This window comes from Micromonospora sp. WMMD734, from assembly GCF_049178975.1.
In the GTDB taxonomy this organism is placed as follows: domain Bacteria; phylum Actinomycetota; class Actinomycetes; order Mycobacteriales; family Micromonosporaceae; genus Micromonospora; species Micromonospora wenchangensis.
The window spans coordinates 3,632,446-3,654,344 of the sequence record NZ_JBMHMK010000001.1; the positions used below are offsets into that span (position 1 = coordinate 3,632,446).

General features: G+C 72.8%; 13 protein-coding genes. 5 read left to right on the top strand and 8 right to left on the bottom strand.

Features of this window, described 5'->3' with window-relative positions; genetic code table 11:
* The first annotated feature begins 49 nt into the window (after positions 1-49).
* The 4 genes from ACN267_RS15290 to ACN267_RS15305 all read left to right on the top strand — a co-directional run bounded on the left by ACN267_RS15290 (position 50) and on the right by ACN267_RS15305 (position 5,211).
* The gene (locus tag ACN267_RS15290; protein WP_204957193.1) at positions 50-496 is read left to right on the top strand and encodes a hypothetical protein; all 447 of its coding nucleotides are present in this window, start codon (positions 50-52) and stop codon (positions 494-496) included.
* Positions 497-586: 90 nt separating this feature from the next.
* Positions 587-2,845 carry a catalase gene (locus ACN267_RS15295; RefSeq protein WP_421488971.1) on the top strand — a complete coding sequence of 753 codons (2,259 nt, stop codon included), beginning with the start codon at positions 587-589 and terminating at the stop codon, positions 2,843-2,845.
* Between the two features lie 96 nt (positions 2,846-2,941).
* Positions 2,942-3,382, top strand: a complete 441-nt coding sequence (locus ACN267_RS15300; protein ID WP_204957191.1) for a hypothetical protein — start codon at positions 2,942-2,944, stop codon at positions 3,380-3,382.
* A gap of 170 nt (positions 3,383-3,552) precedes the next feature.
* On the top strand, positions 3,553-5,211 hold the full coding sequence (locus ACN267_RS15305; protein ID WP_421488972.1) for a glycoside hydrolase family 27 protein: 1,659 nt from the start codon (positions 3,553-3,555) through the stop codon (positions 5,209-5,211).
* Positions 5,212-5,262: 51 nt separating this feature from the next.
* Here the strand turns inward: ACN267_RS15305 and ACN267_RS15310 are convergent, their stop codons facing one another.
* Positions 5,263-6,108, bottom strand: a complete 846-nt coding sequence (locus ACN267_RS15310) for an alpha/beta fold hydrolase (RefSeq protein ID WP_421488973.1) — start codon at positions 6,106-6,108, stop codon at positions 5,263-5,265.
* A gap of 98 nt (positions 6,109-6,206) precedes the next feature.
* On the opposite strand from ACN267_RS15310, the gene ACN267_RS15315 reads away from it, so the two are divergent.
* On the top strand, positions 6,207-6,680 hold the full coding sequence (locus ACN267_RS15315; RefSeq protein WP_204957188.1) for a MarR family winged helix-turn-helix transcriptional regulator: 474 nt from the start codon (positions 6,207-6,209) through the stop codon (positions 6,678-6,680).
* A gap of 24 nt (positions 6,681-6,704) precedes the next feature.
* On the opposite strand, the gene ACN267_RS15320 is transcribed toward ACN267_RS15315, so the two are convergent.
* From ACN267_RS15320 to ACN267_RS15350, 7 genes are all read right to left on the bottom strand, one after another.
* Entirely contained in the window at positions 6,705-7,604 is a 900-nt protein-coding gene (locus ACN267_RS15320; protein WP_421488974.1) for an NAD-dependent epimerase/dehydratase family protein, read from the bottom strand.
* Positions 7,605-7,732: 128 nt separating this feature from the next.
* Positions 7,733-10,942 (bottom strand): ATP-binding protein, encoded by a 3,210-nt coding sequence (locus tag ACN267_RS15325; RefSeq protein ID WP_421488975.1) that lies wholly within the window; start codon positions 10,940-10,942, stop codon positions 7,733-7,735.
* A gap of 86 nt (positions 10,943-11,028) precedes the next feature.
* On the bottom strand, positions 11,029-14,712 hold the full coding sequence (locus tag ACN267_RS15330) for an RICIN domain-containing protein (protein WP_204957185.1): 3,684 nt from the start codon (positions 14,710-14,712) through the stop codon (positions 11,029-11,031).
* A 59-nt stretch (positions 14,713-14,771) separates the two neighbouring features.
* Positions 14,772-15,203, bottom strand: coding sequence for a hypothetical protein (locus tag ACN267_RS15335; protein WP_421488976.1), 432 nt, complete (start codon positions 15,201-15,203; stop codon positions 14,772-14,774).
* 50 nt (positions 15,204-15,253) lie between these two features.
* Entirely contained in the window at positions 15,254-15,766 is a 513-nt protein-coding gene (locus tag ACN267_RS15340; protein ID WP_204957183.1) for a hypothetical protein, read from the bottom strand.
* Entirely contained in the window at positions 15,756-17,558 is a 1,803-nt protein-coding gene (locus tag ACN267_RS15345; RefSeq protein WP_421488977.1) for a RyR domain-containing protein, read from the bottom strand. Before ACN267_RS15345 ends, ACN267_RS15340 begins: the two co-directional genes overlap by 11 nt.
* A gap of 62 nt (positions 17,559-17,620) precedes the next feature.
* Positions 17,621-21,826: a HEAT repeat domain-containing protein gene (locus ACN267_RS15350; protein WP_421488978.1), complete on the bottom strand. Its 4,206-nt coding sequence runs from the start codon at positions 21,824-21,826 to the stop codon at positions 17,621-17,623.
* Positions 21,827-21,899: the final 73 nt, after the last annotated feature.

Genomic DNA, 21,899 nt, shown 5'->3' on the forward strand with positions numbered 1-21,899 from the left:
GTCACCGCCCGGCGGGTGTCAGCGTCCCGTAGGCGGGTAGCCGGGGAGGATGACGCCCACCAGCAGAGCCCTGATCGCCGGTGCGGCCGGCGCGTCCGCCCTCAACGCCGTCACCTACCTGGACATGGCGCTGCGGGCCCGGCCGGCCAGCAGCGCCGCCGAGGACAGCGCCGGCCGGCTGGCCGATCTGGCCCACGTCGACCTCGGTGACCAGCGCACGGCCGCGAACCGCCGGTCCGGGCTCGGGCCGCTGCTCGGCTACGCCACCTCGGTGGCCGCAGCGGCCGGCTACGCGGCGGCGGGTGGTCGTCGGCTGCCCACCGCCGTGTCCGTCCTGGCGCTGACCGGCCTGGCCATGATCGGTTCCAACGGTCCGCTGACCGTGCTGCGGGTGACCGACCCCCGTACCTGGTCGGCCACCGACTGGCTGACCGACCTGGTGCCGCACCTGGCGTACGGCGCGGTGACCGCCGTCACCCTTCGTGCACTGCGCTGAGCCACCACGACCGACCGGCGTGTTTTGCGGCGGGATGCCCGGGTAGGGGAGGAACACCCGTTCCCCGCTCCCTGAAGAGGTGCCGCCCAGATGGAATCCCGCAAACCGACCGAGGTCGTCAAGGACGTGGTGGACGCCGCCGCCGAGAAGGTGTCCCAGCTGATGACCCCCGAGGTCCCCGGAGCGCCGGGCAGCGCCCCGCCGACCGTCGACGAACCCACCACCCCGCACGATCCGCTGCCACCGAAGAAGGAGCAGGGCGCACCGGAGACGCGTACCCCGACCGGCGCGGCCACCGGCGCGCCGACCGTCGCCAACGGCCAGCAGGGCGCGTTCCTCACCACCGCGCACGGGGCCCGGCTGCGCGACACCGACCACTCCCTGAAGGCCGGCCCGCGCGGCCCGACGCTGCTCCAGGACCACCACCTCCGCGAGAAGATCACCCACTTCGACCACGAACGCATCCCCGAGCGGGTGGTGCACGCCCGGGGCGCCGGCGCGCACGGCGTCTTCACCGGGTACGGCGCGCAGGAGGTGACCCGGGCCGGCTTCCTGCGCAAGGGGAAGGAGACGCCGGTGTTCGTCCGGTTCTCCACCGTCCTGGGGTCCCGGGGATCGGCCGACACCGTGCGCGACACCCGGGGCTTCGCCACCAAGTTCTATACCGACGAGGGCACCTTCGACCTGGTCGGCAACAACATGCCGGTCTTCTTCATCCAGGACGCGATCAAGTTCCCGGACATCATCCACGCCGGCAAGCCGCACCCGGACCGGGAGATCCCGCAGGCGCAGAGCGCCCACGACACCTTCTGGGACTTCGTCTCGCTGCACACCGAGGCGCAGCACCACACGATGTGGAACATGTCCGACCGGGGCATTCCGCGCTCGTACCGGACCATGGAGGGCTTCGGGGTGCACACCTTCCGGCTGGTCAACTCCGCCGGGGCGACGGTGCTGGCCAAGTTCCACTGGAAGCCGAAGCTGGGCGTGCACTCGCTGGAGTGGGAGGAGGCTCAGCTGCTCAGCGGCATGGACCCCGACTTCCACCGGCGCGACCTCTACGACGCCATCGAGGCCGGCGCGTACCCGGAGTGGGAACTCGGCCTGCAGGTCTTCCCGGACACCCCGGAGGAGACCTTCGCCGGCATCGACCTGCTCGACCCCACCAAGATCGTTCCGGAGGAGCTGGCGCCGGTGCAGCCGGTCGGGAAGCTGGTGCTCAACCGGACGCCGACGAACTTCTTCGCCGAGACCGAGCAGGTCGCCTTCCACCTCGGGCACCTGGTGCCGGGCATCGACGTCACCAACGACCCGCTGTTGCAGGGCCGGCTCTTCTCGTACGTCGACACGCAGCTCACCCGGCTGGGCGGGCCGAACTTCGCGCAGATCCCGATCAACCGGCCGCACGCGCCGGTCAACGACATGCTCCGCGACGGGTTCCACCAGCACGCCGTGCACGCCGGGGTCGCCCCGTACCGGCCGAACTCGCTCGACGGGGGCAACCCGTTCCCGGCCGGGGACGCCGAGCACGCGTTCGTCGACGTGCCGGTGACCGTGGCCGAGGCCCCGAAGGTCCGGGCCAACCCGGCCTCCTTCGACGACCACTTCAGCCAGGCCCGGCTGTTCTGGTTGAGCATGTCGCCGGTGGAGCGGGAGCACATCGTCCGGGCGTACACCTTCGAGTTGGGCAAGTGCTACCACCAGGCGATCCGGGAACGGCAGCTGCAGTGCCTGGCCAACATCGACCCGGTGCTCTGTGCGCAGGTGGCCACCGGTCTGGGCCTGCCGACGCCGGAGCCGACCGTGCCGCTGGCCGACGTCGCGCCCAGCCCGACGCTGTCCCAGCTCGGCCGCACCTGGCCGGCCGACGGCCGGACGGTCGGCATCGTGGTCGACGCCGACGCCGGTACCGACGACGTCGAGCAGGTACGCCGGGAGGTGTTCGCCGCGGGCATGGTGCCGCTGGTGATCGCCGCGCACGGCGGCACGGTGGGCGACCTGACGGTGCAGCGGACCTTCGCCACCGGCCGCTCGGTCGAGCTGGACGCGCTGCTGCTGGCCGGGGCCCCCGCTCCGGCACCGGACGCGCTACCGGCCCGGGACGCCAAGGCGGGTGCGGCGGACGCCACTGTCGTCGACCCCCGGGTGCTGCTGCTGGTGCAGGAGTGCTGGCGGCACGCCAAGGTGATCGGCGCCTGGGGCGCGGGCGTGCGGGTGCTGGAGCTGGCCGGGGTGGCCGGCGCGGCGGGCGTGGTGACCGGTGACTCGCCGACCGGTGTGCTCGCCGGCGCGCAGGCCCTGCTGGCCGCCCACCGGGTCTGGGACCGGTTCCCCGCCTCGATCTCCTGACGGGAGCTGTCGACGGGTGTCCGCCGTGGTGCACGGTGGACACCCGTCGCGGCGGGGCCGGCGGGCACCTTGCCGCCGGCCCGTACCGTCGGTGCGGTGGCCGCCGAGAAGGAGCTGTCCGGGCGGGGTTTCGCCATCGTCATCGTCGGCGTCGGCGTGCTGCTCTGCTGTGGCACCCCGACCGCCGGCTTCTACCTGTCCCGCAAGGACGCGAGGGAGGAGCCCGGCATCCGCGCCGCCGCCGACGCCTACCTGTCCGCCGTGGTCAGACATGACGACAACGGCGCGTACGACATGTTGTGTGCGGCCGACCGACGCCGCGAGTCGCGGGCGGACTGGCTGGACCGTCCTGCGGGCGGGTACGGGGTGACCGGGTTCCGGATCACCGACGTGACGGTCGAGCGTTCGGGCGATACACCGACCCGGCGGTGGGTGACCGCCGAGGTCACCTATTCGGACCAGGCACCCCGGACGGTGGGGTTGAACGTCGAGCGGCAGGACGGCGACTGGAAGGTGTGCAGCCCGGACGTCCGGTGACCGACCCCCGGACGGCGGGCGGCGGGCGGTGCGGCCCCGGGCGAGGGCGGCGCAGACCGGCCCCGGGTGCGGTCGACTGGCGCATATTGACGTCACATGTCAGACGAATTACGTTGGCGGACGTCGATGTATTACGAACCGTGGCCTGCACCCCGGCAAGGAGCGTGCGCATGTTCCGACGACGAGTCGCCCTGCTGTCCCCCGTACTGCTGGCGGCGACCCTGGGCACGGCGGTGGTCACCGGCGCGGCGGTGCTCGGCAGCGCCCCGCCCGCGCAGGCGCTGGAGAACGGCTTGGCCCGCACCCCGCAGATGGGCTGGAACGACTGGAACTCGTTCGGCTGCAACGTCAACGAGACGCTGATCCGGCAGACCGCCGACACGCTGGTTTCCAGCGGCATGGCGGCGGCCGGCTACGAGTACGTCAACATCGACGACTGCTGGTCGACCAAGCAGCGCAACGCCAGCGGCGACCTGGTCGCCGACCCGGCGAAGTTCCCCAGCGGCATGAAGGCGCTCGCCGACTACGTCCACGGCAAGGGCCTCAAGCTGGGCATCTACTCGTCGGCCGGGACGACCACCTGCGCCGGCTACCCGGCCAGCATCAACTACGAGCAGCGCGACGCCAACCTCTGGGCGTCCTGGGGCGTCGACTACCTCAAGTACGACAACTGCGGTGACCACCTCGGCCGCAGCGGGCAGCAGCGCTACACCGCGATGCGGGACGCCCTGGCGGCCACCGGCCGCAACATCCTCTACAGCCTGTGCAACTGGGGCCAGGAGAGCGTCTGGACCTGGGGCGCGTCGGTGGGCAACTCCTGGCGCAACACCGGTGACATCGGCGGCAACTGGAACTCCATCATGGGCATCCTCGACCAGCAGGTCGGCAAGGACTCGTACGCCCGGCCCGGTGCGTGGAACGACCCGGACATGCTGGAGGTCGGCAACGGCCCCACCGACACCGAGTCACGGGCCCACTTCAGCCTCTGGGCGCTGCTGAACGCGCCACTGCTGGCCGGCAACGACCTGCGCTCCATGTCGGCGGCCACCCGGACCATCCTGACCAACACCGAGGTCATCGCGGTCAACCAGGACTGGGGTGGCCGGCAGGGCTACAAGATCAGTGACAGCGGTGACCTGGAGGTCTGGCGTAAGCCGATGTCCACCGGAGCGGTGGCCACGGTGCTACTCAACCGGGGTGGCGGCACGGCCACGGTTACCACCACGGCCAGCGCGCTGGGCCTCGGCAGCGCCTCGTCCTACGCGGTGCGGGATCTCTGGGCGCACAGCAGCTCGACGTCGGGCGGCACGCTCAGCGCCTCGGTGCCGGCGCACGGCGCGGCGATGTTCCTGGTGACCGGCGGCGGCACTCCCCCGCCCACCACGCCGCCCCCGACCACTCCCCCACCGACGACACCTCCGCCGACCACGCCGCCACCTGGCACGACGTCCGCCGTGCGCAGCGTCTCCGCCGGCCGGTGCCTGGACGTCAACGGCGCGGCGCAGACCAACGGCGCGACCACCATCGTCTGGGACTGTCACGGCCAGGCGAACCAGTCCTGGACCTCGACCGGCAGCCAGGAACTGCGGGTCTACGGCAGCAAGTGCCTGGACGTCAACAACGCCGGCACCGCCAACGGCACGTCGGTGATCATCTGGGACTGCAACGGCCAGTCGAACCAGAAGTGGCGTTTCAACGCCGACGGCACCGTCACGGCGGTCGGCTCGGGCCGATGCCTGGACCTGGTGGGCAACGGCACGGCCAACGGCACCCGTACCCAGATCTGGGACTGCAACGGGGCGACCAGCCAGCGGTGGAGTCGCGGCTGAACCGGTGGCCGGGCACCGCTCGACGACGCGCCGCCTGCGCGCGGCGCGTGGTCAGTCCCGCGCGGCGAGGACCTCGCGCAGCGTGGCCGCGTACCCCCGGGGGTGGGTGGTGTTGCCGTTGTGCCCGCCGGGGAAGACCACCGGCGTGGTCCCGAGCAGCTCGGCCAGCCGGTCCGCGCACCGGCGGTCGAAGACCTCCGGCGCGGTACGGACGCCGACCGCCGGGACGATCCGGGTGCCGCAGCCGGGCAGGTCCTCCGGGCGCAGGTCGTCGCCGACGATCGCGGTGAAGTCCCGGCGGATGAACGTGTCGAAGTTGGCGACGCGCTGCGGCGTCAGCGGCTGCGGGGTGAGGTCGGGCTCGGCCACCTGGCAGGTCGGGTCGATGCCGAGCACCCGGGCGATCTCCCGCATCGCCTCGGTCAGCCCCCGGGCCGCGTAGCGCCTTTGGACGTCGAGCAGTTCGCGTTCGTGGCGGGTCCGCTCGGCGGTGGGCAGCAGCCGGGGTGAAACCGGCTCGTGGGCGACGAGGGTGTGCAGCCGACCGGGGTGGCGGACGGCCAGCCGCAGCCCGATCGAGGCGCCGAGGCTGCACCCGAGCATCGCGGCCGGCCGGTCGGTGAGGCTGGTCAGGAGATGGTGGACGTCGTCCGCGTGGTCGGCCAGGGTCACCGGCCGCTCCGGGTCGGTGAGCGTGCTGCGGGACAGCCCGCGCCGGTCGTAGGTCACCACGGTGTACGCGTCGGCGAGCTGCTCCACCAGGTCGGTGGTCCGGTGGGCGTCGCCCTCCCCGCTCTGGCCGATCAGCAGGAGCGGGCCACTGCCCCGCACCTCGTGGTAGAGCCGGGCGCCGGGAACGGCGAGCGTGCCGGTCCGGAGGGTGGCGGTGACGGACATCTGCGTCTCCCTGCGTCGGGCGGGCGGGTCCCGCCGACAAAAAGCATCGTATCAGATGCATCTTAAATGATGAATCTTTTCTGATGTACCCTGACCCGGTGAACGGCATCGAGTTGTTCCTCCTCGGGCGCACCCTCATGAAGCTCGGCGAGGAGGCGATCCCCACCGAGGGGATCGACTCCCACCCGGCGCTGCACCGCTCCGTGCTCATCGTCGCGAGCGACATCCGGGCCCACCCGGGCACCTCGGTCAGCGAGATCGCCGACCGGACGGGCTTCCCGCAGAGCAAGGTGTCGGTCTGCGCCGCCCGCCTGCGCGAGGCCGGCGCCATCGAGGCCACCCCCGACCCCGACGACCGGCGACGGCTGCTGCTGCACACCGCGCAGCAGCTCTCCGACCGGGTCGTCCAGATCAGGGCCGCCTCGGTCGACAGCGCGCTCGCCGCGGCCCTCGGCACCGACGACCCGGCCCGGATCGCCGAGCTCACCGCCGCCCTGGAGACCCTCGCCCGCAGCCTCACCCCGCAGGCGCTGCTACGACTGCGCGGCGGCACCGAGCCGACGGACGGGTGAACGGGCTCGCTTCCGGCGGCGCGGCTAGCCGGTCGGGGCGAAGGTGTCCCGCAGCGCCGGATCCAGCGACCGGCCGGTGGTGGGTTCCATGAACAGCTCGGCCAGCAGCAGGTCGGCGAGGTGGGTGGGGTTGAGGCCCGCCTCCCGGCGCGCGAGACCGTGCAGCAGGCCACCGCAGCCCAGCGCGGCCCGTACGGCGGGGGCGGGCAGGCGGCCGACCCGACGCGGCTGACCGACGGCGGTGGCGATCCGGGTCATCATGGCCGCCCAGGTGAGATTCTCGTCGACGACCGGGACGTCCGCGCCGCGCGCCTGTTCGAGCGCCTCGACGGCGACCTCGGCCACGCTGCGCGCCGAGGCGGCGGCGGTGCCGCCGACGGGGACCGCCAGCGGCACCCGGGACCGTGCCCACCGGTCGAGCGGACCGGCCCAGTTGGGCAGCCGGTCGCCGGCCCGGCCGAAGACGAACGGCAACTCCAGCACGGTGACCGGGAGCTGCGGGCCGGCGGCGACCCGGCCCTCGGCGGCCTGTTCCCGCCGGCACCTGACGTAGACGTGCCGGTCCGCCAGCCGCCACTGCGGATGCCGCCGGTCGAAGAAGGTGTAGTACGACCCGGTCAGGACCGCCCGGGTGAGGCCCTCGGCGCGGGCGGCGGTGAGCAGGCGTACCACCGGGTCGACGAGTTCGCGGCGCAGCACCGGATGGATCGGCCGGGGCAGCACCCGCTGCTCGTCGGCCCGGGTGGCGAGGACGACACCGTCGTGCCCGGCGAGCAGCGACCGCAGGTCGTCGGTCGGGGCGGACTCGACGTCGAGCAGATGGTCGACACCGGGCCGGGCCGTCCGGGCCACCGTGGTCACCGTGTGCCCCCGCCCGCGCAGCACCTCGACGACGTGCCCGCCGATCAGACCACTGCCGCCCACCACAAGGATTCTCACGTCTCATCGTCCACTGCGGACCCGGCCGGTTGTCAAGCCACGCTCCCCCGCCGGCGGTCGACGCCGCCCGGTGCCGGTCGCCGCACCGACGTCCCGCCACCACCGGCGGTGGGTCAGGTCGTCAGCTCGGCGAGGAGCCGCTCGGCCCGGCGGGTGTGCAGGAACGCGCCCCGCGCCGCCGACACCGTCCGGGCCTTCTCGGCGGCGACCCGGACGACCTCGACCGGCTCGCCCCGCGCGCGCAGCAGCCGGGCCCGCAGCAGGAGCAGCAGCCCCTCCGGGTGCCGCTGACCGCACGACTCCAGATAGTGGTCGGCCTGGTCGAGCGCGGTCGCTGCGGCGTCGACCGCGCCACCGGCGAGAAGCATCTCGCCGAGGAGACCGTGCCAGGCGGCGACGTCCGAGCGGGGCGGGTCGAGTAGGTGCGCGGCGATGAGCCGCCGGGCCCGGTCCGCGTTGCCGAGCGGATCCCGGCCGGTCACCGCCAGCGCCCAGCAGCGGGCCAGCCGCTGGTAGGTGCCGAGGAAGACGAACGAGAACCCAGGGTCGACGGCGATCCCCCGGCCGGACGCGCGCAACGCCAGCACCGGATCGCCGACGATCACCGCTATCCGGGTGGCGGCGCACGCCCACACCGTGACCATGTACGGGTCGTCGCCGGCCAGGTCCTCCAGCCCGTCGAGCACGGCCCGGCCGTCGGCCACCGCGCCGTGCAGCGTGGTGACCTCGGCCAGCATCGCGGCCATCAGCAGTTGGAGGTCGTGCCGCACCGGGTCCTCGTCCCGGCGCGGGACGTCGAAGATCATGTTCCGGGACCTGTCGAGCCAGCGGACCGCCTCACCGATCTCCCCGTAGTCCCACTGTTGCAGGCCCCAGGCGTGCAGGCCGCAGGCGAGCACCCACGGGTCGGCGGACTCCCGCCCCCGCTCCAGCAGCCGGCGGGCCAGCGGGGCGCTGCGGTCGAGTTCGACCGCCTGGACCAGGGCGGCCCAGCGGGAGTAGAGGAAACCTGCCGCCTCCCGCTCCCGACCGAGGTCCCGGGCCAGGTGCTCGGCCCGTTCCAGCAGGTCGGTCACCGAGGAGCCGTACATCGACCGCATGCCGAGAACGGCGGTGAGCTGGGCCAGGGCGGACAGCTCCCATACGGCGAGACCCGCACCGCGGGCCACCTGCACCGCCGAGCGCAGCCACCGCTCGGCGACGTCGAGCGCCGACTTGCCCGCCGCCTGCCGGCCCGCGCGGATCAGCGCCTGCGCCGTCCGGGCCGGTTCGGCGAGCAGGCCGGCGGACCACAGGTGGTGGGCGAGGCGCTCGGCCACCGTCTCGGCGTCCGCGCCGCCCTGTTCCAGCGCGTCCGCGATCCGCAGGTGCAGCTGTCCCGCCTGTGCCGGCCGGGTCGTCGCGGTCACCGCCTCACGTACCAGGTCGTGGGCGAACCGCAGCGAGAACGGGTCGTCCGGGCGGCTGCGGAGCATGCCGAGCGCCTGCACCGGTTCCAGCTGTTCCAGGCAGCGGTCGAGGTCGAGCCCGGCCGCCCGGGCCAGCAGCCCGAGTTCCACCTCCCGGCCGATCAACGCGGCGGTCCGGAGCAGGTCGCTGCTGCCGGCGGCCAGCCCGGACATCCGGTCGATGACCACGTCCCGAACGGTGGCCGGCACGCCGGCATACCCCCGGGGCCGGTCGGTGAGCAGCCGGGACAGTTCCCGGACGAAGAACGGGTTCCCGGCGGTGCGGGCGAGGATGCTCCGGGTCGACTCCGGGGTGGGTGTCGAGCCGGTCTCCCGGCGGATGAGTTCGGCCACCTCGGACTCGGTGAGATTGCCCAGGCGGATCCGCTGGTGGCCGGGGAGCCGGCTGACCGCGGCGAGCATCCGGGACAGCGCGACGCCCGGGGTGGGAGCGTGGTCGCGCAGCGCGCCGACCAGTGTGGTGCCGCCGGGCAGCCGGGCCGCCAGGTGGCCGATCAGGTGCAGGGACGCGTCGTCGCCCCACTGCAGGTCGTCGAGCGCGAGCACCGTCGGCCGCCGGGCCGACGCCGCGGCGACGATCGCGACGACCTGTTCGAAGAGCCGGAACGGGAACCCGTTGTCGGGCAGCACCGGCGCGGCGAGGACGTCCTGGCGCGGCTCCAGCAGGCTGCCCAGCTCCCGGCCGACCGGGACGGCCCCGGGTCCGTCGGGCATCCCGTCGAGCAGGGTCCGGATGGCCTGGACCCACGGCCACATCGAGGGTGCGCCACCGCCGTCGAGGCACTGCCCCCAGACGACGAGCGCGCCGCGCCGCGCCGCCTCGGCGGTGGCCTCCCGCAGCAGCCGGGTCTTGCCGACCCCTGGCTCACCCTGGACCAGCACCAGCGCGGTGCCGCCCGCGAAGGCCGCCGTGGTCGCGTCCCGCAGGGCCGCCAGTTCGCCGGCCCGGCCGACCAGGCCGTCACCGGTCGGGCCCGGCGGTACGGCCGGCACGGCAAGGCCCGGCGGTGCCGTCCGGCCGAGCGCGTGGTGGTACGCCTGGCTCAGCGCCGGGCCCGGGTCCACCCCCAACTGCTCGGCGAGGTCGGCCCGGACGGCCCGGAACACGGCCAGCGCCTGCGCCTGTTGGCCGGCGGCGACCAACGCGGTGACCAGCGCCGCCTGCACCGGCTCGTGCAGAGGCGTCATCGCCGCCGCCAGCCGCAGGGGGACGAGGACCTGGTGCGGCTGTCCGGCCGCGATGGCCAGGTCGGCGGCGGCGACGGCGGCGGTGAAGAACTCCCCGTCCAGGGCGGCGAAGAGGGCGACCGCGCCCGGCCGGTGCGGGTAGCCGTCGCCGGCCGGCCCCCGCCACAGCGCGAGCGCCCGGGAGTACGCGTCGAGGGCGTCGGTGTCCCGGCCTGCGGCGAGGTGGGCGGCGGCGGTCCCGACGTGCCCCCGGAACGCCATCAGGTCGAGCAGCTCCGCCGTGGCGGCGAGGCGGTAGCCGGTCGCGTGCCGGTGCAGGTAGGAGCCGACCGCCCGGGGTGGCAACCCGGGTTCCAGCAGGCGGCGCAGCGCACCGACGTACTTGTGGATGACGTTGACCGCGGTCGCGGGCGCGTCGTCGCCCCAGACGAGGTCGATCAGCTCGGTGGTGCTGACCGGTTCACCGGCGCGGGCCAGCAACAGGACCAGCAGGTAGGCGCGCTGGCGGGGGCCCGGGTCCAGCTCGACGCCGCCCCGCTGCACGCGCAGCGGGCCGAGGATCTGAAGTCGCAGCGCGCCCTGCGGCCGGGTCCGGTGCCCACCCTCGACGCCATCTCCCGACGACAGCCCCACCACGCCCCGGTGACCCCCGACCGTCGACGACATCGACGCCGTTCAGCTTACGCCGCAGGACGTCGCCGACCGGTGCGCAGCATGCCCCGGGGCGCGGGGGTCGTCGCCCCCGCGTCACCTCACCAGCGCCAGCCCTCCCGCCCGGTGTCCGGCACGGACTCCACGCTCAGGTGCGCGTGCAGGCCGTGGTCGGTCAGGTAGGTCTGGACGAGTTGGCCCTGCACGACGGTGTTGTTGTAGATGGTCATCGAGGCGGTGTCCTGGTGCACGCACCAGACCTGCCCCTGGCTGTGCGGGTCGTAGCCGTCCAGCACCACGTGCGCGCCGGGTTGCGGCAGGCCCCCGTCCGGGGTCGAGGTCAGGTACTCGTCGCCGTACAGCAGGTAGAAGCACCTGTCGGCACCGCGCTGCCCGGCCGGCACCGGCTGCCACTCCCGGCTGCCGGTGGTGGCCGGGAGCAGTTGCACCGGCCGGCCCTCGACGCCGTCCGGGCCGGCCACCCCCAGTTCGGCCGCCGTGCCGGCGGGCGCGACGACCGGCAGGATGTCGCGCCGTAGTTCGAGGTCCGTCGAGGACGCGAGGAACCAGCGCTGGTACGGCGAGTCGGTGGCGTCCCGGGCGGCCAGCACGAAGTCGCCCGGCAGCACCGTCAGCGCCTGCCCGGTCAGGTAGTTGAGCAGGGTGTAGGTGCCGTCGCCGTTGGCCACCGGCCGCCACAGCTGGGCCAGCGACGGTGACCAGCCCAGCGCGGCGCGGGCGTCCGGGGCCGCGTCGGCCAGCCCCAGGTAGCGGTCGTCGGTCGAGTTGCCCTCCCGTACCCGTTGCAGGCGCAGGTAGCCGGAGACCTCGTTGTCCCAGTCCAGCCGCCACTGTTGCGCCCGCGACGGGTCGTACGCGGTATCCACCACCAGCGGCCCCCCGTTGGGTTCGGCGTCGGCGACGGAGGTGGTGGCGGCGTTGCGCAGCAGGGCCCGGCCGGGCATCGTCGGTGTGGACAGCGGCGGCACCTCCGCGGCGGCGCGCAGGTCGAAGCCGTAGGTCACCGGGTGGTGGTCGGAGTTGGTGATCGTGTTCTCGGTGTGCGCCCGGAAGAGCGTCGGCGCGCCGTTGCCGAAGTCGGTCACCGCGTAGTCCAGGGTGTTCGTCGGGCCCGTCGTCGGATGGGTGTTGGCGTCCGGGGCCATCACGGCGAACTGGTTGGCCGGCAGCGCGTTGCGCAGGTTCTGCGGCTCCCGGTTGAAGTCGCCGAGCACGACCCACTCGTAGGTGCCGTTCGGGCCGGGGTTGTTCTGGATGTACGTGCGGATGTTCGCCAACGTGGTCGGCATGTCGTTGCCGTTGCCCGCCCAGCCGTGCACGGTGAAGAAGAACGTCTCGCCGATCCGTACGCCGAGCGCCGGCCGGGCGCCCGCCTGCCCGGCGACCACGGCGACCTGGTCGGCGCGCTGCGCGGTGGCGATGGCGAGGTTGACCCGGTTCGGGCCCTGGGTCGAGGTGTCCGTGTTCAGCCAGTACAGGTGCCGGGTGGGTTCACCGAGCAGGGTGCCCAGGTAGTACTCGTAGACCGGGGGGAAGATGCCGTTGTTGGCGAACACCTGCTGGGCGTGCCGCGCCATCTCGTGCGCGCTGCCGGCGGGCGGCGACCCGGCCTCCTGGAGGGCCACCGCCAGCGTTCCCGCGCTGAGGAACCCCAGCACTGTCGCGTACTTGTTCTCGTAGCTGCCGCCCGCGCTGGACCCCGCGCCCTGCATGTTCCAGGTGACGACCGTCCGCCGGTTGCCGTCGCGCGGTTCGAGCTGGCCGACGTCGCGCAGGAACAGCGACGGCCACCGCTCGCCGGTGCGTACCGCGACACCCTGGCCGGCGTAGTTCACGGTCTCCCGGCCGGACCAGTCCTTGATCGGCGCGCCGCCCTGGCTGAGCGGGGTGAACGCGCGCGGGTTCGCCGCGTCGGAGCCGAACTGGTAGATCGCCTCCGCGTCGCCGCCGTCGCTGGAGTACGGCTCGTAGGGCAGGTAGGGGCCACCCGGGACGGACTGTTTGATCATGGTGTTGCGGTGGAAGACGTTCTGCGGACCGGACGCCCCGGACCACTTGATCGCCTTCGCCGCCGCCGCCCACCAGATCGGGAACCAGGTGCCGTCCTCCAGTTCGCCGCCCTCGCCGCCGCAGTTGGCGGTGCAACTGCCCGACCGGTGCTCGTACGGGACGCGGACCGTGTTGCCCTCGAACAGGTTGTAGCGTTCCCAACCGCCGTGCAGGTTGAGGTCGGAGTCGAGGTCGTTGCCGAACGCCACATTGCCGCTGGCCGACCACTGGAACGTGAAGTGTCGCAGGTTCCGGCTGGTGTTGTACGCCCACAGCGAGTCCCACACCCGGCTGCCGCGCAGGTAGCCGTTGCCGCCCTTGCCCTTGTTCCACGCCCCGTCGAACGTGTTGTGCTCGATCTGGAGGTTGCGGGCGACCTCGGTGACGATCGGGTGCGAGCCGGTCATCGACCCGGCCAGCCCGCGCGCCCAACTGTTCGCGGCCCACTTGAACGCGATGCCGTGCATGGCGTACTCGGGGGCCAGGTTGCCGTAGTTGTGCACGGCGTCGGTCGGGCTGGGGTGGTAGACGCCGCCGAGCAGCTTCGGCAGCCCCTCCATCTCCTGAGAGAAGGCGAAGTTCTCGAAGCCGACCCCCTCCACCGCCCGCAGCGGGGTGATCTTGCTGGTGTAGACGTTGCCGGCGATCGGCGCGGAGCCGTCCGAGGTGGAGTCGACGGGCGCGTCGTACTCCAGCGGGCGGTCCAGCGTGACGGTCTTCGCCGACGTGTTCACGGCGATCGCCCGGAACATCTGCTGGCGCATGTGCAGGTTCTCGCGGGTGCCGGGATCGTCGGGCGCGAGCCCCTGCTGCTCGTAGAAGCGCAGGCTGTTGGCGACCCCGACCCAGACGTAGCCGCCGACGCGGAAGCCGTCCATCTTCGCCTTGGCGTCCAGGCGGATCACGGTCTGCCCGGCACGGGCCGAGAACCCCGGGTCGGTCGACGCGGAACCCAGTTTCTGGCCGGAGGCCCAGTGCTGGTTGATCGATCCCTCGAACAGGTCCTTGCGGTTGGCGGGGGCGGCGGCCCACTCGTCGGCGTACCGGTCGGCGACCTCGCGGGTCTGCACCTTGAACAGGGCGCGACCGGGCCAGATCCACCCCCCGGTGCCGGTGTCCGGCGGCGAACCGAAGGTCATCGTGTCCTGGTTCCACCGGCTGCCGTCGGCGGTCAGCGTGTCGTACCGAGTGTTGACGTCCGGCCGGAACACCACCCGGGTGCCGCCGCTGCCGGCGCCCTGCCCCCGCAGCACCAGGAAGTTCGCGTCAACGTAGATCTGCCGGGAGATGTCGATCCGCCCGGCCGGCAACCCGATCAGCGAGAGCCGGTGCGGGTTGCCCGACGGCGAACAGTTCGCCTTGATCCGGTCGATGGCCGACTGGAGGCCGACGCTGTCGTCCACCGCGTCGTCGGCGCGGACCCCGAACTCGGTGGCCAGCCGTGCCGCGTCGATCGTGCAGGACCCGCCCGCCAGGTCCGCGTCCGACGGCAACGACTGGCCGCCGAGATAGCCGACCCGGGACCAGTCGGGCAGCCCGGCGACCCCGCCGATCCGGTTGCCGGCGGTCAGGTCCGCGTCCCCGGCGACACCCGCCGAAAGCGACGCCGCCCCGGCCGGCGGCGGTGCCGCCACCGCCCGCGCCACCGTCGGCGCAGGCACCGCCACCGACGCGACGAGCAACAACCCCAGCAGTACGCGGGCAGCGCGGACCATCGACTCTCCCCAGTTCCGTGGTGGCTCGGTACCGGTGGTGGCCCGGTACGGGTAAGGGCTCAGTACCGGTAGTAGTGCGCGTCCTTGCGGCCACCCGAGGCGGTCGTGCCCTCGGCGGCGATGCCGATCCCGTCGACGCCGTTGTAGAACGTCTCGTAGTTCCGGTTGGGGCCGATCACCGCGAAGGTGTCGCTGCTGGTGTTGAAGTGGCCGATGACCCAGATCAGGGTGCTCTCGCTACCCGTCGGGATCGGCCCCCACCAGCAGTCGGCACCCGGGCTCAGGACGGGGCCCAGCTGCACGGTCCGGCCGTAGAGGTCGACGTATTCGAGGTGCACCCGGTAGTTGCCCCAGGGGCAGAGCTGCACCCACCCGTCGCGGATGGTGGAGGCCGCCGCGGGTGTGGTCGGCGCGACGACCAGGGCGACCGCGCCGACCGCCGCGACGGCCGAGGCCAGCAGCCGCCGTGGTTCGAACCGCTTCGATGTCATACCCGCGAGGGTAGGTCGCCGCACTGGACAGACAGTGAACCCACGGTTCACTACGCCCCGGGCGGCTGCCGACGGGCACCGGCGGGCCAGAGGACCGAGACCGGGATGCCCCGACGCCGGGCCCGGTCGACGGTCCGGTCCGTCGACGCCGCGTGACAACCCGGCTCGCCGTCCCAGACCGCCACGAGCCGCTGCACCCGACGGACCAGCTCCCGGTTGGCGGCGACGAAGGCGGCGGTGCCCGACCGGTCGTGGCCGGTGTGCACGACGGTCACCGCCCGGTCGAGCAACTCGTCGAAGCCCGCCCGCTGCCCCGGGGCGATGACCGCGTCCCGGTAGTCCCGGGCCGGCAGGATCACCTCGTACGTGCCGCCCAGGTCCAGGACGGTACGCGCGAAGATCTGATCCGTGCCGCCGGCCAGGCAGGTGACCCCGCGCACCGGCCGGTCGCCGAGCCGGCACAACTCGGCCCGGAGCGCGTCGGCGACGAGCACCTCGGTGTCACGGGTCAGGTGGATGTGCCCGGTCACACCGACGCGTTCCAGCCCGGCATCAGTCGACATCAGCCGGTCCTCTCCGCGGCTCGGGCACCCCGGGCAGCAGCCGGATCAGCTCGAAGCCGCTGTCGGACAGCACCGTGGGCAGTGCCCGGATCTCCTCGCGGTTGCGTTCCTGGACCTCGGCGGGCAGCTCGTCCCACGGCCGCAGGGAGGGGTGCCGCTGCCCGACGTCGTCGCGGGGCTCGCCGTACGCCCAGCCCTCCCCCCGCCGTTCCCGGCACCACCGTTCGTGTTCGAGCCGGGCGAGCAGTTCGATCCGGTCGTCGATGGCCTCCCCGGCGGAGACGTCACCGCTACCACCCCGCCGGGGTGCGACCACGCACCCGAGGTTCAGCAGCTTCGCGGCGATGTCCTGGACGTGGGCCCGGTTGGCCCGCCGCAGCGACTCGGGCAGCAGCGACCAGTCGACCATCGCCGGGCCGTCGCCGAGCCGCAGCCCCGCCCGTTGCTGCGCATCGAGGTAGCGCTCGTGGATCAGGCGGGCCAGCCGCTCGGTGAGGTCGTCGCCGATCAGCCGGGCATCGCAGGCGCGGGTCAGCACCGGATAGAGGCGGAGCTTGCCGTGCACCTCGTCGAGCAGGTCATGGTGTGAGTCACCGTGGAAGGCCGCCGCCAACGCCGCCTGCCGGTAGACCGGCACGAACACGCAGCTCTCGACACCTTGCCAGAGACCGGGTGAGTCCAGCACGAATTGCAAGCCGCTGATCTCCTCCGGGGAACAGACGTAGATCCGATCGTAGCGGCCGGAGCCGAGCCGGCCGAGCGTGACACCGTCGAGGTCTCCGTCGTACGCGGTCAGTTCGCAGACGGTGCCCATGAACGGGTAGCGGGACGTCACCTCCTCCAGTTCGGTGCTGGCGTCCGGGGCGACGAGGTCCACCCGCAGGGGTGGAACGACCACACCGGCGGGCGCCTGGGCCCGGCACGCCCGCCAGTGCCGGGCGGTCTCGGTCAGCAGGGCACGGCGGAACCCGCCGGTGCCGGCGACGAGCAGCCGGGTGGGCCGGTCGGCCCTGCCGGTCAGGGGATGGTGTCGGTACAGCGCGCGGGCGGCGACGTCGTCGACGTGGAAGTAGTCCAGCCGCAGCCGGCTGGAGCCGGCCGCGCCGAGCCGCCGGGCCTGGAGCGACAGGCACATCTCGGAGTCGTTGACCAGGACGTAGACCCGTGGTGGCTGCCGTCCGTCCCGGACGAGCCGGCTGGCGGTGTTGGCGATGGCGTGGTTGCGGTCGTCGTCCTCACCGCAGGCGTAGATGGTGTGGGCCCGGGGCAGCCCCGCGCCGCGCAGCACCTCGGCACTGGTCGGATCACCGATGACGCCGAGATAGCGGCGGCGGCGGTACTCCAACGGGCCGAACGGCACGGACCGCACCACGACCACCCGCTCTCCGTCGGCGAAGAGCCGGTCGGCGAGCATGTGGGCGAACCGGGAGTCACCGCAGACGAGGACGTGGCCACGGGCCCGTCGGGCGCGCAGGCGGCGGCTCTCGGCGGCCAGCAGCAGCCGGCCGGCCTCGGCCACGGCGAGCAGGGTGAACAACGGGGCGGCGAACCGGGCGACCTGCAACTGCCACGGGTAGGGGCCCGGGTTCTGGAACGGCTCGGCACCGAACACGAAGAGTTGCAGGTCGTAGTAGAGCACGTCGAACCGGTCGTGCACGGTCTCCGGCCGGGTCGCGAGCAGGCTCCCGAAGCCGATGTAACCGAGAATCAGCGCCGCCAGTCCGACGGCCCCGAACAGCCCCCGCAGCCACCAGCCAGCCCGGCGGGGCGAGCCGACGACCGGGTCCGTCATGAGGCCCATGGTATTTGACGCGGTCGATCAGAAGCCGTCGCGAAGCGCCCGTCCGGGGCCGGTCACGGGAAGTCGTCGGGCCTGGTGCCGGGCAGTGTGGCAAGCAGCTGACCGGCCAGCCGCCGGGTGCTGTCGTCCTCGCCCCGGTGGGTGAGCCGCACGAGCAACCCACCGGTCCGTGGGTCCCGCCAGTGATGCCTGGTCAACGCGAGCAGCGCGGTGCGGCGGATCTCCCAGTCGTCGTCGTCCACCAGACCCAGCAGCAGGTCCGGCACCTCCGCCCGGTCGGCCATACTCGCCCCCAGCTGTTCCACGGCCCGACGCCTGACCTCCAGGGACGCGTCGTCGCGGACCAGACCGACGAGCAGCACCTGCACCTCGGGGTCGACGCCGAAGTGTTCGCCGAGCGCGGCGGCGACCCGGGCGCGGATCGCCGGGTCCTCGTCGGCCAGCCGACGCATGAGCCGCAACGTCACCGCCATGGACGTCGGACCCTGCCCGGTCAGGCAGCCCACCGCCGCGTCGAACACGGCCGGGTCGGTGTCCAGGTCGATGCACTCCAGCAGCACGTCGGTCACCACGTCGGCGCTGCCGTACCGGCACAGCGTCTGCACCGCGGCCAGCCGGATGCCGCCGTAGCTGTCCCGTCGGGCCCGCCGGCACAGCGTCTCCAGCAGGGCGGCGGAGCCGTCGTGCCGGGCGAGCGCCTCGGCCGCCGCGCGGAGCACGGTCGGATCGGGATCTCTGCTGACCTGCTCGGCCAGGCACTCCCGCACCGTCGGGTCGGACAGGTCGGCGAGGCTGGCCAGGCTACGGGTGACCCGCAACCGGACCAGCGCGTCCCGTTCCTCCAGAGCCCGGCCGACCAGCAGGGCGCGGGTGGCCTGACCGAACCGCGGTCGCCCGGTGAGCAGGTCGACGGCGGCGAGCCGGACGCTGGCCGTGGGGTCACGGCGGGCGCGTTCCACAAGCAGTTCCCCGGTGCGGTGGTCCGGGTACGCGTCGACCAGGGCACGCACCGCCGCGAGGCGTACCGTCGCGTCGTCGTCCTCCCGGGCCGCGTTCGTCACCACGGTCCAGCCGGTCTCCTCGGCACGGTCCCGGTCGATCAGCGCGGTCACGGCGGCAGCCCGTACGGAGGCGTCCTCGTCCTGGGTGATCAGGTCGACCAGCCGGGCCCGGCACCGTCCCTGCGGATCGGGTCCGGAGGCCAACAGCCGCACCGCCGCCGTGCGCAGCCGCGCGGAGCTGTCCGAGCCGGCCAGCCTCAGCAGCAGTTCCGTGCTCTCCGGGCCCGGTGGCCCCGGCAGCAGGGTGGTCAGCAGACAACGCCGTACCTCGTCCGGGGAATCGCCGTCCACCCGACTTAGCGCGACGGCGCGGGCGGTCCCGGCCTGTTCGGGCAGGGCCAGCAGGCCCTCCAGCGCCCGCTGCGCCACCCCCGGGTCGGGGTCGGTCTCCAGCAGTCGCCGCAGCGTCCCCGGGGCGTCCGGCAGCTCGGTCGGGCGCGCGGTGAGCACCCCGACGGCCGCCCTCCGCACGGTGGCGGCAGGGTCGGTGGTGGCCCGGACCACCATCCGGCGGACGTCGGTGGACAGTTCGGTACGACCGCCGAGGGCCTGCACGGCCAGCGTGCGCACCGCCACGTCGGCGGAGTCGACGAGTTCCCGCAGCACGTCCGGCAGGTCGGGGTCGACGCCGAAGTGGGTGACCAGGGCCCGCGCCGCGGCCTGGCGTACCGCGGTGGAAACCTCGCTCCGGGCCTGGGCGAGCAGGAGGTCACGGCACCGGCGGCGGCCGGTGGGGGCCATCCGGGTGGCGGCCTCGGCGAGCCCGGCGACCAGGGTGAGGTGGGCGTGCCGCTCGGTGCCCTGCCCCAGCTCCAGCAGCAGCAACTCCTCCAGCTGTTCGTCGGCGGTGGAGAGCGCGACGGCGATCCGGGTGGCGAACGCGGAGCCGGTGCGCCAACTGGTGCGTATCCCCCGGCGGCGGTACCAGTGCAGGAAGGTCGCCCGGCCGGGCCAGTCCGGCCCCAGCGCCCGGATCGAGGAGAGCAACTCCTGCTCGGTGAGGTCGACCAGATTGGGATCGTCGAGGGAGATGCCGTGTTCGACCAGCAGCACGACCTGGCGCAGCACGGCCTCGCCCGCCTCGACCAGGTCGGCGGGTTGGGCTGCCTCTGCCACGCACTGCGCGGCGAGCACCAGGTTCCAGGGCGGGCCGGTGAGGTTCAGCGGCGGCCAGGGTCGGGTCCCCTCGGTGGCGAGCCGGACGATCAGGTCGTTGGCCTTCTGGGCGGGCAGTGCGCCGCCCACCAGCCGCAGCACCTCCCGCCAGGACGGATCGGCCCAGTGGTCGCGGAACAGCGCACGCAACCGGTCGGGGCCCCAGGAGTCCCGACCGTGCTCGATCCCGTCCACGATCTCCTCGGCACAGAAGAACTCCAGGAACGCGCGGTGCACGAACCCGAACAGTCGCAGCCCGTACCGTTCCAGGATGAAACTCCGCTGGCGCAATCTGTCGATCATCGAGTGGGCCATGGCGAGCGCCCGCTCGTTACCGAAACTGTAGAACGTGACGAGGTGGTCCCGGAAGATGAGCGCCAGTTCATCGGTTTCAATACAGTTACCGGCGAGCCCCGACTCCCGGAACTGCATCCGGAATGCCAACTGCCGCAGCAGCCGACGCTTTGCATCAAGGTTCAACGCCGGCACCTCGCCGTGGCTCTCCCGCAATTGCTTGGTGACGTCCCACTCGGAGATCAGGACGTCGGTGACGTGTGCGTACAGCCGTCGTCGGTTGCGTGGCAGCGGGTGGCCCCGGCCGACGATGGCCATGAGTATCAGCAGCAGCGGGTTACCGGCGATCTCGTGGATCGCCCGGGAGTTGCGCACCACGTCGAGCAACTGCCGCCGCTGCCGTTCCGCCTGCGCCCCGTTGGCCATCACGTAGCGGTACCAGTTGTCGAGGAAACGGGCGATCTGCCCGTCGTCGAGATCCTCGATCGTGAAATGGTCGAATCCGGCGTTGGCGAAGGTCTGCCGCAGGTATCCCGCCCCCCGTGAGGTGACCACCGTCAGCACCCCCGGGTACTCGTTGGCGAAGGTGGCGATCTGCGCGGCCACCTCCTCCCGCTGGGCCGGGTCGAACACCTCGTCCAGGCCGTCGAACAGGAACAGCGCCCGGCCACCCCGGCGCAGGTACGACTCCAGCGCCTTCTGGTCGAGTCCGGTCAGGCCCTTCTGCTGGCTGTGGCCGACATAGTCCAGCAGGCCGTCGCACCGCCCGTCGCCCCGGTGCGTGGCGTACGACCGCAGTTCGATCAGCACGGGCAGGTAGCCGTCCAGCGCCGCCAGCCGGGGCTCGGCGCAGACCCCGGCCAGCACCAGCGCCAGGTAGCGGGCGACCGCCGACTTGCCGGACCCGGGGTCGCCGAGCAGCACGATCATCCGTCGGGCGGGATCGCCCACCACGTCGAACAGCAACGGCGCGTCCTTGGCCGCGTACTCCTCCCGCAGCCGCTCGACCTCTTCCGGGTTCACCACCCCGGGCAGCCCCGCGTCGTCACCGTCCGGCGTGGTCCCGGCCGGGCGCCACCAGGCCAACGGCATCTCCGGGCGGGCTTCCTCGTGCACGCGGGGCTCCACGAACACCTTCGGCAGCCCGACGGTCAGGTAGCCGATGGTGGGTTGGGGTGACACCGCGTTCACCGGGACCGCCTCGTACATCAGCGCCAGGTTCCGGTAGTAGCGGGCCCGCATCTCCTCCGGCAGGTGGGTGCCCGGGTCGGCCGGCCCGCGGACCTGGGACCGCCCGTTGAGCACGTCGGTCAGGGCCGCCATCACCTTGGCGGTCAGGTCGTCCACGCTGGAGAAGAAGTCACACAGGTGGTGCTCCTTGAGCTCCCGACGCAGTTCGAGGATCCGTTCGCCGTCGGCGCCCCGGTCCACCATGTCACCCGGCCAGCGCGCGTCGTCGGCGAGCAGGAAGACCAGGCACGGCTTTCCGGCCGTGAGCGCGGCTCGGTATTCCAACTCGGTGATGGACGACGTCTGGCCGGGCGGCCGGAATCCGTACCGCCAGGCGAAGAGTCCCAGGTAGAGGTCGCAGTCCCGGACGTCGTTCAGGCAGCGCTCCAGCGGCTTCTGGACGTCGGCGCCGTACGCCTCCATGGCGACGTCCTCGATCTTCAGCCGACGGGCCACGGCGTGCACGGCCACGCGGTATTCCAGCAGGTCCTTTTGGGTGGCCGAAATGTAGACCTTCATGAACGGCAAACTCCAGGAGGGAGACTGGCGACCGCTACTTTGAAAGTACCAGCCGTCGTCACCTGCTTATGTT